The sequence below is a fragment of the Paraburkholderia bryophila genome, from assembly GCF_003269035.1.
Taxonomy (GTDB): domain Bacteria; phylum Pseudomonadota; class Gammaproteobacteria; order Burkholderiales; family Burkholderiaceae; genus Paraburkholderia; species Paraburkholderia bryophila.
Genome location: NZ_QLTK01000018.1, coordinates 54,107 through 66,139, shown reverse-complemented (window position 1 = coordinate 66,139; position 12,033 = coordinate 54,107). Strand labels below are relative to the sequence as shown.

Annotated in this window: 11 protein-coding genes; 10 read left to right on the top strand and 1 reads right to left on the bottom strand. The window is 66.4% G+C overall.

Annotated elements, in window-relative coordinates; translation table 11 throughout:
- The first annotated feature begins 35 nt into the window (after nt 1–35).
- From BX591_RS23330 to BX591_RS23285, 10 genes are all read left to right on the top strand, one after another.
- On the top strand, nt 36–1,439 hold the full coding sequence (locus BX591_RS23330) for a type II and III secretion system protein family protein (protein WP_111933668.1): 1,404 nt from the start codon (nt 36–38) through the stop codon (nt 1,437–1,439).
- 132 nt (nt 1,440–1,571) lie between these two features.
- Entirely contained in the window at nt 1,572–2,813 is a 1,242-nt protein-coding gene (locus BX591_RS23325) for a fimbrial protein (protein ID WP_111933667.1), read from the top strand.
- Between the two features lie 3 nt (nt 2,814–2,816).
- The gene (locus tag BX591_RS23320; RefSeq protein WP_111933666.1) at nt 2,817–4,187 is read left to right on the top strand and encodes a TadA family conjugal transfer-associated ATPase; all 1,371 of its coding nucleotides are present in this window, start codon (nt 2,817–2,819) and stop codon (nt 4,185–4,187) included.
- On the top strand, nt 4,180–5,199 hold the full coding sequence (locus BX591_RS23315; RefSeq protein WP_111933665.1) for a type II secretion system F family protein: 1,020 nt from the start codon (nt 4,180–4,182) through the stop codon (nt 5,197–5,199). The genes BX591_RS23320 and BX591_RS23315 overlap by 8 nt, the downstream gene beginning before the upstream one ends.
- Before the next feature lie 2 nt (nt 5,200–5,201).
- Nucleotides 5,202–6,212, top strand: coding sequence for a type II secretion system F family protein (locus tag BX591_RS23310; protein ID WP_111933664.1), 1,011 nt, complete (start codon nt 5,202–5,204; stop codon nt 6,210–6,212).
- A 10-nt stretch (nt 6,213–6,222) separates the two neighbouring features.
- The gene (locus BX591_RS23305; protein ID WP_111933663.1) at nt 6,223–7,074 is read left to right on the top strand and encodes a tetratricopeptide repeat protein; all 852 of its coding nucleotides are present in this window, start codon (nt 6,223–6,225) and stop codon (nt 7,072–7,074) included.
- A 58-nt stretch (nt 7,075–7,132) separates the two neighbouring features.
- Nucleotides 7,133–7,516, top strand: coding sequence for a DUF3613 domain-containing protein (locus BX591_RS23300; protein WP_244147097.1), 384 nt, complete (start codon nt 7,133–7,135; stop codon nt 7,514–7,516).
- Between the two features lies 1 nt (nt 7,517).
- A complete protein-coding gene (locus BX591_RS23295) occupies nt 7,518–9,290 on the top strand; it encodes a TadG family pilus assembly protein (RefSeq protein ID WP_111933661.1) in 1,773 nt (590 codons plus the stop codon).
- Nucleotides 9,291–9,300: 10 nt separating this feature from the next.
- Entirely contained in the window at nt 9,301–10,692 is a 1,392-nt protein-coding gene (locus tag BX591_RS23290) for a sigma 54-interacting transcriptional regulator (RefSeq protein ID WP_111933660.1), read from the top strand.
- Nucleotides 10,693–10,739: 47 nt separating this feature from the next.
- Nucleotides 10,740–11,468: a DUF2968 domain-containing protein gene (locus BX591_RS23285; protein WP_111933659.1), complete on the top strand. Its 729-nt coding sequence runs from the start codon at nt 10,740–10,742 to the stop codon at nt 11,466–11,468.
- A 228-nt stretch (nt 11,469–11,696) separates the two neighbouring features.
- On the opposite strand, the gene BX591_RS23280 is transcribed toward BX591_RS23285, so the two are convergent.
- Nucleotides 11,697–11,885 (bottom strand): hypothetical protein, encoded by a 189-nt coding sequence (locus BX591_RS23280; protein WP_111933658.1) that lies wholly within the window; start codon nt 11,883–11,885, stop codon nt 11,697–11,699.
- Between the last annotated feature and the right edge of the window lie 148 nt (nt 11,886–12,033).

The window sequence follows — 12,033 nt, the reverse complement described above, 5'->3', positions numbered from 1 at the left end:
TTAGGGAGCGGGCGGCCTGACTCGGCCATGACTACATGACAAAACGGATTGTTGTATCTGGCATGACCGCCTGGCTTGGGCTGACGCTGCTGGCGGTATCGGTGGCGACCGACGCGGCCGGACCGGTGGTGGTACAGCGGGGCCAGGCCACGCAGGCAGCGACGCCGCTACCGGGCGAGGCCGCGCAAAGCATCGAACTGACGGTCGGCGCGCAGCGTTCGCTCGCGGGCGGTCACACGTTGCAGCGGGTGGCGATCGGCGATCCGGCGGTGGCCGACGTGCTGATCATCAAGGGTGACAAGCGCGGCGGCGTGCTGCTGGTCGGCAAGGCGGCGGGCACCACCAGTCTGATGGTGTGGGAGCGCGATCGAGACGTGCCGCAGACCTATACGGTCAACGTGATCACGCCGGCGGCCGCCTCGTTGCTCGGTCCCGACACGCCGAGCCTGAAGGTGCTCGGCGGCACGGCGGTGGTGGCCGGTTCGGCGGCGACGATGGAAGCGCATCAGCGCGCCGTGGTCGCGGCGGAGGGCTCGCTCGGCAAGGACGGCTCGGTGTTCGACACGTCGACGGTGGCGAGCCGCGCGGTGGTGCAGGTCGATGTGCGGGTGGTCGAGTTCAGCCGCACTGTGCTGAAGGAGATGGGCTTCAACTTCTTCAAGCAGAACAACGGTTTTTCGTTCGGTTCGTTCGCGCCGTCGGCGCTGACCTCGGTGTCGGCCACGGCGGGGCAGCAGCCGCAGGTGTCGAGTACGACGCCCATCACGTCGGCGTTCAACCTGCTGTTCAACTCGGCCACGCATGGACTGTTCGCGAATCTGAGTTTGCTGGAAAACAACAACCTCGCGCGCATTCTGGCCGAGCCGACGCTGGTGGCGCTGTCCGGCCAGAGTGCGAGCTTTCTCGCCGGTGGTGAGATCCCAGTGCCGGTGCCGCAGGCGTTGGGTTCGACCTCGATCGTCTACAAGCCCTACGGCGTCGGGCTGACGTTGACCCCGACGGTGCTCAGCCCGCAGCGCATCGCGCTGAAGGTCGCGCCGGAAGCGAGCCAGCTCGACTTCACGAATGCGGTGACGATCAGCGGCGTGTCGGTGCCCGCGTTCACGACGCGACGCGCGGATACCACCGTCGAACTCGGCGACGGCGAGAGTTTCGTGATTGGCGGGCTGATCGATCGGGAGACCGCGTCGAACGTGTCGAAGGTGCCTTTGCTCGGCGATCTGCCGGTGATCGGCACGTTCTTCAAGCAGTTGAACTACCAGCAGAACGAGAAGGAGCTGGTGATCATCGTGACGCCGCATCTGGTGTCGCCGCTGGCCAAGGGCGCGACCTTGCCGTCGACGCCGGGCGAGCAGTCCGAACAGCGCGACGCGCCGGTGTGGCGTTCGTTGATCGGCGGCGTGGTGACGCGAGACGCCGCGCCGGGCTTTTCGAAATGAACGCGGCGCGCGCGCGGGCGCCGCGCCGGTGGACTGAAGCAGCAAGCCGCAGGACGTGCGATCAGCGCACGTCCGCCGGCGGGCAGGACGAAGCGGCGGCCTTGCAGCCCATGCCGCATGAGGATGTTCCCCATGAACGCGAGAACGCATTCATTGACTGAACGGGCGGTCACCGACTATTTCGTGTTCGCGTCGCTTACCGACCAACACGTGCGCTGGCTTACCGATACGCTGGTAGGCGCGGGCGTGGTCGAGGCCGCCACACTCGATCCGACCATGCTCATGCAGCGCATCGCGACGCTCAACGCGTCGCTGGTGTTCGTCGACTTTTCGGGCGGCCGCGCGGCGGCGGCGAGTGCGGCCGCGAGCGCGGTGCGCAGCGCCTATCCGGGCATGCAGATCGTCGCGCTCGGCACGCTGGCCGAACCCGAAAGCGCGCTGGCCGCGCTGCGCGCCGGCGTACGCGATTTCGTCGATATGTCCGCGCCGGCCGAGGACGCGCTGCGCATCACGCGGCAGGTGCTCGACAACCTGGTCGAGCCGGTCAGCCGTCATGGGCACGTGACCGCGCTGCTCGGCGCCCGCATCGGCATGGGCGTCAGCACGCTGGCCGCGAACCTCGCCGTGATGCTGCAACGGCGCGACGTCGCGCAGGGGCGTCAGGCCGCCTTGCTGGATCTCGGTCTGCCCGCCGGCGACGGCTCGCTGCTGTTGAACACGCGTAGCGAATTCAATTTCGTCGAAGCCGTGCGCAATCTGCGCCGCTTCGATCAGACCTTCGTGTCGACCGCGCTGTCGCATCACACGAGCGGCCTCGCGCTGACCACGTTGCCGCCGAATCTGGCTGACATGCGCGAGGTGTCGTACTCGTCGTCGATCGGTTTGCTGAACCGGCTGCGGGCGTTTTTCGACCAGCAGATCGTCGACCTCGGCGGCTTTGCCAATAGCGAATTCATCGCGCACGTGGTGCAGGCGGCCGACGAAACCTGGCTGCTGTGCGACCAGGGCGTGGCGTCGATCGTGTCGGCCGTCGGCGTGCTCGACGCGCTGCGCGAAGAGGGCGTGGACACCGCGAATGTGCGCCTGATCGTCAACAAGTTCGACGCCGATCTCGGCCTTGCCGCCGCGCAGATCGCGCAGCGCCTGGACATTCCGCTGCTCGCCACCTTGCCGGAGCGGCGCGTCGCGCTCGGTCAGGCGGTCAACCAGGGGCATCTGCTGGTCGACGCCGCCGCGCGCGATCCGTATGCGCGCGCGCTCGAACCGCTGATCGAACGTCTCGGCGGCGCCCAGCGCGCGGCCGCGCAGGCGCACGGTAAATCGGCGCTTGGCGCGCTCAAGCGTTTCATCCCAACCACTCACAAGCGGTCATAGACGATGGCAAAAGAGATCGAATTTGCCGACGACGCGCCGTCGTTCGCGCACAGCCAGCAGTTCCAGGATATCAAGAACGCTGCGCACGAACATCTGCTGACGCGTATCGAGGAACTCGGCTCCGAGTTCGGCCGCTGGTCGCGCAATGCGATCAACCAGTTCGTGGATCTGGAGATGGACAGCTTCGTCAGGCTGCGCCGCATTCCGATCAACGAGAGCGAGGTGCGCCTGATCGCCGAGGCGCTGACCAAGGAACTGGCCGGCTTCGGACCGATCGAGGACCTGCTCGCCGATCCGGCCGTCGAAGATATTCTGATCAACGGCTACAACGACGTGTACGTATCGCGGCACGGCATTCTGACGCGCATTCAGGTGCGCTTTGCCGACAACGCGCATCTGCTGCGGATCATCCGCCGCATTCTCGCGCCGATCGGGCGGCGGCTGGACGAGTCGAACCCGATGGTCGACGCGCGTCTGCCGAACGGCGGCCGGGTCAACGTGGTGATCGAGCCGCTGTCGATCGACGGCCCGATCGTGTCGATCCGGAAATTCCGTAAAGATCCGATGCGGCCGGACGATCTGCTCGGCAACGGCACCTACAACGCGGAAATCGGCGCGTTGCTCGAAGCAGCGGTGGCGGCGCGCTGCAATGTGCTGGTGTCGGGCGGGACGAGCTCGGGCAAGACCTCGCTGCTGAACGCACTGGCGTTTCATATTCCCGAGCCGGAGCGGGTCGTGACGATCGAGGACACGGCCGAGCTGTCGCTGAACCATCCGCATGTGGTGCGGCTCGAAAGCCGGCCGGGTGGTTTCGACGGCGCGGGTGTGGTGACGATCCGCGACCTGCTGCGCAATACGCTGCGGATGCGGCCGGATCGCATCATCGTCGGCGAAGTGCGCGGCGGCGAGGTGCTCGAAATGCTGCAGGCGATGAACACCGGCCACGACGGTTCGATGGGCACCGTGCACGCCAGCTCGCCGCGCGAATGTCTGTACCGGCTCGAAATGCTGGCCGGCTTCGCGGGCTTTCAGGGCACCGAGTCGAGCTTGCGCCGCCAGATCGCCAACGCGGTCGACTTCATCGTGCAGATCGGCCGGCTCTCGAATGGTCGGCGGCGGATTCTATCGATCACGGAAGTCACCGGGCTGTCGGACAACATCATCGCGACCCAGGAGCTGTATCGCTACGAGCCGGTGATGACCGCCGAGGGCGACGAGCTGGATAGCTGGGTCTCGCTCGGGATCCATCCGCATTCGCCGAAGCTGGTGCGGTTCCGGCAGGCGTTGGGCGGCAGTGAGCAACGCGGCAACGCGTTCGGCAATGCGGGGTTTGGCGGCGGTAACGGCGGCTTCGGTGGAGGCTTCAATGTCTAGCGCGGTGCTGGTCGTCGCGGCGCTCGCGCTTCTGTGCGCGGCGCTGGCGTTGCTGCTGTGGCAACGCAGCGCGCAACGCAAAGGCCAGGTGAGCACCGAACGTTTTATCGATAGCCGGATGGCGGCGGCCATGCCGGGCGCCGCGGGACCGGCCGGACTCGCGAGCGGCCCGCGCGTCGCACCCACCCGTGCCGGGGCGCAGGTCGCGATCGCGCCGCAAGCGCCGCCCGCCGACGCGGGCTGGCTGGCTTCCTGCCGCTACCTGGTGGCGCGCGCGCGCTTCATGCTGCGCCACCTGCTGGAGCGCGCGGGGATCGTCGATGCCAAACGGCCGTTCGCCACCAGCGCGGCGATCGTGCTGCTGTTGTGCGGCTGGGCGGGGCTCGCCCGTGGCGTGCTCGCCGCGCTGGTGGTGTTCGGGATGTGCGGCCTGCTGATGTATTTTTTCCTGACGATGCGCGTGAACAAGCGTCGGCAGTTGATCGTGCGGCAGTTGCCGCTGTTTCTCGACGGCATCGTGCGTTTGATCACGCTCGGCAATAGCGTGCCGGCCGCGTTCCAGGCCGCGCTGCAAACCACCGAGACGCCGTTGCGCGAATGTCTCGACAACGTCTCGCGGATGTTGCGCACGGGCGTCGAAATCGATCGCGCGCTGTATCAGGTTTCGTTGATCTACGGCGTGCGCGAACTCGAACTGGTGGGCTCCGTGCTGCGTCTGTCCGTGAAGTACGGCGGCCGCGCCGACGTGATGCTCGACCGGATGGCGTCGTTCATGCGCGACCTCGAGCAGGCCGAGCGGGAGCTCGTGGCGATGTCGTCGGAAACGCGGATGTCGTCCTGGGTGCTGGGGGCTTTGCCGGTGGGCATCGGCGGGTTTCTGATCGTCTCCAACCCTTCGTATTTCGCTTCGATGTGGTTCGATCCGAGCGGGCGGCAACTGGTTTATCTGGCGTTCGCGTTGCAGGTGGTCGGCGCCTGGCTGCTGTACCGCATGGCGAGCCTGAGGGATTGACGATGCAAGCCCATCAACTGTTCGCACTCGCGCTGGCGCTCGCGGCGCTCGCCCTGCTGCTGGTCGCCGGTCTGGTGCTCGCGCGGGTGGCCGCGCAGCGGCGCACCGAACGCACCCTGGGCCATGCGCTCGACGAACGCGCCTTGCAGGCGGCTGCGCTGAACGCCGCAGCGGCTCGCGCGACGGACGGCGCACCCGCTGCGTCGAAGACGGCGGTGCGCACCGCGCGGCCGACGGGTTTCAAAGGCGTGTTCGAGCATCTCGTGCAGGTGGGGATTCGCTGGCTCGATACGCCGTTCGGACGCCAGGTGGTGGCCGAAGAAGATCGGCGCCTGCTCGAACAGTGCGGGTTCGTCGATACGCGCACGCGCGGCCTGTTCCTGGTGTCGCGCCTGCTGGGCGCGCTGGCGGCGCCCGTGGTGGCCGGTACGCTGGCGCGCGGACAGGTGGACGGCACGCGCTACGTGGTGCTGGTGGTCATTGCGATGATGGCGGGTTTCATGCTGCCGAAGATCCTGCTGAAACGCCGCGCCGGCAAGCGCCGCCGTCGCGTGGTCGACGAGTTGCCGCTGCTGGTCGATTTGCTGCGGCTGCTGCAAGGCGTGGGTCTGTCGCTCGATCAAAGTTTGCAGGTGATGGTCAACGATTTTCGCAGCGTGTTGCCGGTGCTCTCGAACGAGCTCGAAATCGCCCAGCGCCAGTTCGCCACGGGCCGCACGCGCGAGCAGTCGCTCAACCGGCTGGCCAGCAGCTACGACAACGAGGATCTGCGCGCGGTCATCCGTCTGCTGGTGCAGGTCGACCGGCACGGCGGCGCGGTGCAGGAGCCGCTCAAGCAGTTCGGCGACCGTCTGCGCAAAACGCGTCGCGCGATGCTGCGCGAACGCATTGGCCGGCTCGCGGTGAAGATGACGGGCGTGATGATCGTGACGCTGTTGCCCGCGCTGATGATCGTCACGGCGGGTCCTGGCGTGCTGGCCGTCACGCGTTCGTTTCATGCGGTGCATCAGTAAGGATTGCTCCATGGTTCAGTGTCTGCCTTTCGATCTCACCCGGCGCGTGTTGCGTTACGCGCCGGCTGTCGCCGCTTGCATGCTACTCGGCGCTTGCACGTCGCAGGTGCTGACGGGTTACGGCGTCGGGCCGCAGGCCGAGCGGGCGGCGATGGCGCAGCAACAGGCCAATCGCGATCCTGCGCCGGACACGCCCGGCGTGTATCTCGGCCTGATCGACAAGATGCAGGCGCAAGGGCTCTACTTCGCGTCGCTCGCGCATATCGACGCGTACGAAAAGCAGTACGGCGCGAGCCCGGACACCCATCTGCTGCGTGCCGACGCGCTGCGCATGACCGATCAGCCGGACGCGGCGGCGCAGGCATACGGTCTTCTGCTGAAGACGCCGCTGGCCGCGCGCGGCTACCGGGGGCTGGGCTTGATCGCCGGTGCGGGCGGCGATTTCGCGCGCGCCGCGCAAGCGTTGGAGCAGGCTTCGCAACTCGAGCCGACCGACGCGGTGACGCTGTCCGACCTCGGCTATGCGCGACTGCGTAACGGCGATGTGGATGGCGCTCGCGTGCCGCTGATGAAAGCGGCCGAGCTCGATCAGAACAATCCGAAGATCGTCAGCAACGTGGTGCTTTATCTGCTCGCCAACGGCGAGCAGGCGCAGGCGCAGGCGGTGATGAATCAGCAGAAATTGACGCCGGACGTGCGCGCCGCGATTCGCAGCGACACGGCGAAAGTGGCGGCGGCCGGGCGGGTTCAGACGCGCGGCGCGTCGGCGCCGGCGCAGCCGCGAGCCGGACAGATGGGGACCGTCGCGAGCGTGCAGGGTATCGAACCGGCGCCGCGTTTGCTGCAGCGGTTCGCGCAGTGACCGGGCGAAGGCGAGGCGAGCGTCGCACGAATGCCGGTCGGGAAATCAGGGGGCGGACATGACAGACAGAACACGAACATGGGGTGGGGTGGCGCGGCGGCTGGCCATGGGCGCCGCGCTGGCGGCGTCGATCGGCGCTTCCATCGGTGCACTTGCGCAGACAAACGACGCAGCGCAGGCCGCTCAGCCCTCGCCGACGATGCAACCACCGGTGCGCGCCAGCGAAGTGGGACACAGCACGCGTACGTGGCTCGACCTGCAGGGTAGCAACGCGCAAGCGGCGCCGGCGCTGCCGATGCTCGGCACGGAAGCCGGTCTCGCCTACCGGCGGTACATGGAATCGTTCAAGAGCAAGATTCCCGATCTGTACGGTTCGATGCTCAACACGACCGGCAGCGGCGGTGGCGGGTCGGGCGGCGCGACCGGCGGTGGCGCGAACTGATATGCGTGGCCGTCTGTCGTCCGCGACTCGCTCCGACCGCTGCGCGCACCCGCGAGCGGTGCGCCGCGCCGGCACGCGCAGGCACGGTCAACGTGGCGCGATCGCCGTACTCGCGGTGATCTGGCTGAGCGTGGCGATCGCGGCGCTCGGCGTGCTGGACGTCGGCAATGTGTATTTCGCGCGCCGGTCCTTGCAGCGCACGGCCGATCTGGCGGCGCTGGCGGCGGTGCAAATGATCAGCTCGTCAGGCGGCTGCGCGGCCGCGACTACCGCCGCGCAACAGAACGCGGCGGCCAACGGCTTCAGCGCCGGCGGCACGACGACGATCGCCACCACCTGCGGACGCTGGGACACCAGCACCAATACCTACTTCGGCACGACCGGCAATCCGCTGAATGCGGTGCAGGTGCAGACCAGCCAGGTGATACCGTATTTTTTCCTCGGACCGAGCCGCGCCGTGACGACGACCGCGACCGCGCTGGCATCGAACATCGACGCGTTCTCGCTCAGCACCGGCATCGCCACGATCAATACGCAACAGTCGGCGTTGCTCAACGCGATTCTCGGCGGTTTGTTGAACACCAGTGTGGCGTTGACCGTGGGTAATTTCCAGAGTCTCGCGGGGGCGACCATCAAGCTGTCGGATCTGATGGTGGCGCTAGGTGCTTCGTCGATGCAGGGCCTGCTCTCGACCACCGTGAGTTATCAGCAATTGATGCTGGCGATGGTCCAGGCGTTGCAGGCGGGAGGCGATACCGTCGACGCCGCGATCCTGCAGACGCTGGCCGTCACGGTGCCGGGCGGACAGAACATCACCATCGGGGACAACGGGCCGAGCGCGCCGGGGCTGCTGGCGTTGGGCCTGTCCAACCCGAACGCCGCGGCGACCGCGACGATCGACGCGCTCGACGCGGTGATGGTCGCCGCGCAGATCGCGCAGAGTAATCCGAACGGCACGGGGCCGGTGATCAACGTGAATGCCGGTCTGGCCGGTGTGGCTGGGCTGTCGCTGCAGATCACCCAGCCTCCGGTGCTGGCGGTGGGCGAGGGTGGCACCACCACGGTCGGCGGTGTCTCCACGGCGCGCACCGTAGCGCGCACGGCGTCGATCAATGCGGTGGTGACACTGCTGCCGATCGCGCTGCAGCCGATCAACCTCGGCGTGGCGACGATCTCGGCGCTCAGCACGCCGATCGTGCTGAACCTGAAGGTCGCGGCGGGCAAAGCAACGCTCAGTTCGGTGGACTGCGAAAGCAGCAAGGCGGCCACCAACGCCACGATTCAGGTGCAGCCCAGCATCGCGGCGCTGTGCCTCGGCACGAATTCGAGCTGCGGCGGGCCGATCGTGCTGGCGAACATTTCGGTGATCCTGGTCGGCAACGTGGCGAGCGTCCAGTTGGACGCTCTCGGGCCTTACTCGCTGACGCCCGGCTCGACGCCGATCGTGTTCAACGGTTCGTCCGGCAGTTTTGATTCCACGGCGAGCGCCAATTCCAATCCGGTCGGTACCGACGCTTCGGCGCTGGCCACACCGCTGCTGGCGGCATTGCCTTCGGCGCTGCATATCGAGGTATTCGGTAACTACGATCTGTCCGGCTTGCTGACTCCGCTGCTCAGCCTCGTCACGACCGCCGTAACGCCATTGCTTCAAACCGTCTTCAACCTGCTCGACGCCGTGCTCATTCCGACGCTCTCGCTGCTCGGCGTGCAAGTCGGCACGGCCACCGTCCACAACATGTCGCTGACATGCGGCGTCCCGCAACTGGTCAACTAGCCTATCCACGATGAGAACCACCGCCAAAATCGAGGAACTCGATATCTACGTCTGGGAGGGCAAGGCCGATATCGTCGACCGGGTCGCGCGCTGCATGGCGAGCTTCGACGTCGAAGTGATCCGCGCGGACGATGTCGCGATCTCGCCTGAACGGACCGCGTCGCGGCCGTCGCTCGCGATCATCAGCGTCTCGGTGATCGACAGCGGCGCGCTGATCCTGCGCGACTGGCAGGCCGCGCACGGCATCCCGGTCGTGTGGGTCGGCGCCGCGCCGCGCGACCACGATCCGGCCAGCTATCCGTCCGAGTACTCGCACATTCTGCCGCTCGACTTCACCTGCGCCGAGCTACGCGGCATGGTGATGAAGCTGGTCGCGCAGATCCGCGCGCACAGCGCCAAGACGCACGAATCCGACGCGATGATCGCCAACTCGGAGTGCATGCAGGCGCTGCTGCACGAGGTCGACACGTTCGCCGATTGCGACACGAGCGTGCTGGTGCATGGCGAGACCGGCGTCGGCAAGGAGCGCATCGCGCAGTTGCTGCACGAAAAACATAGTCGCTACGGGCAAGGCCCGTTCGTCGCGGTGAACTGCGGGGCGATTCCGGACGGGCTGTTCGAATCGCTGTTCTTCGGTCACTCGAAAGGCTCGTTCACCGGTGCGGTAGTGGCGCACAAGGGCTACTTCGAGCAGGCCGACGGCGGCACGCTATTCCTCGACGAAATCGGCGACCTGCCGCTCTATCAGCAGGTCAAGCTGCTGCGCGTGCTCGAAGACAGCGCGGTCACGCGGATCGGTTCGGCCACGCCGGTGAAGCTCGATTTCCGGCTGGTGGCGGCCTCCAACAAGGTGCTGCCGCAACTGGTGAAGGACGGCACGTTCCGCGCGGATCTCTACTACCGGCTGGCGGTGATCGAGTTGAAGATTCCGTCGCTGGAAGAGCGCGGCGCGGTCGACAAGATCGCGATCTTCAAGGCATTCATTTCGCAGGTGGTCGGCAATGAGCGTCTGTCGGCGTTACCCGATCTGCCGTACTGGCTCGCCGACGCGGTGGCCGACACCTACTTCCCCGGCAACGTGCGCGAGCTGCGCAATCTCGCCGAGCGGATCGGCGTGACCGTGCGCCAGATCGGCGCGTGGGACGCGGCCCGTCTGCAGCGGCTGCTGGCGCTGGCGCGCAGCAACCAGCCGGTGCCTGCCGAGAGCGTGGCCGAGGTGCTGGTGGACCGCAGCAAATGGGACATGGCGGAGCGCAACCGCGTGCTCGCCGCGCTCGACGCAAACGGTTGGCGTCGCCAGGATACGGCGCTCTATCTGGGCATCAGTCGTAAGGTTTTGTGGGAGAAGATGCGCAAGTACCAAATTTTCGACGAAGAGCCCGAAACCCGCGAAAGTGAGTAATAATGAGACGGTTGTACTAAAACAAAAACTGTTTAAGCAGGAATTACATGGACCACAAGTCGAAACTACGACAGATCACCCTGGCCGCTTTCATCGCGTTGGGGGCCGTGCAAGGCGTTTATGCGCAAGCTCTGCCGGACGGCGGCGCGAGCGCAGGCGGCGGTGCTGGCGTCGTTTCCCAGCCGGGCACGACGACCGCGTTGCCGGCCACGCCGCAAGCCGGAGCGGCCCAGACCACCGCTTTGACGCCGGACGAGGCGAAGCAATCCGCCGCGGGTAATGTCGCGGAATTGCAGCAAATGATTCACGGCTCGGATCTGGCGGAATTGCGCACCACCTACAACGGCAGCTACGGTGCGAGCCTGCTGTTTTATGGCAAGGAGATGACGTACTACGTGGCGTTGTTCCAACAGAAGAATTTCTGGCGCGTCATCAAGACGCAGGACGCCACGCGGGCCGACATGATCTATAAGGATTTCGTGCGTCAGACGCTGCAACTGTCGGATGTCGAAATTCGCCGCACGCAACTCGAGGCACAAAAGGCCTTCACGGAACGCATGATCGCGCTGTCGCAAGATCGCGCGAATCGTCTGCAGGCCGACCTCGACGTGGCGCGTCAGCAGCAGAGCATCGTGGCGAGCCAGCAGCAGCAGAGCCGTGCCGAAGCCTCGGCGCTGGCTCAGCAGAAGGCTGCCGCGCAAGACCAGTTGCGCGCCGCGCAACGCCAGGTGCGCGATCTGCAGCGTCAACTGGAAAGCGGCTTGCCGTCGCACTGAGTGCGATGGTCTGAAGACCTCGCGGATCGGTCGTGCCGTGTGAATGGCGCTGCGCGGTTTGCCGGGGGATAGGGCGGGTTGAGCGCCTTATCGTTGTCTTCGAGCCGTTATCCATGCGGACATAATCACGCACAAGCAGACACAAGCAGGCGGCTTTCGGGCCGCCTGATTCATTGTGGGTCGCCTTCGGCATCGCCCCCGGCAACCGCGCTCTGCGGTGGCGTACCGCTAATGCCGCTTCTTTCCCTGCGAAGACGTTTCTTTTTCCGGCGAGCGATGTGGATCGGTCGTGTCGACGGCGATCGGATCGCTGGCGGGAAAGCTCTCGTCGAGCGCCTCGTCGAGGCGGCTGTCGTCGGACTCCACGGGCGGCTCTGCTTGCGCGGGATGAGCCGCGGGGTGCTTCTTGCTGGTCATGACAGACTCCATTCGAAGAGAGGCGGTCACCCAGAATAGCGCATGGCGGCCGTCGGCGACCATCGGTCAGATGGCCTAAGGCGGTGGCACACGGCAAGCATGCCATGCGATCGCGGCGCATGGAAAACCACCCGCCGATATCGACGCC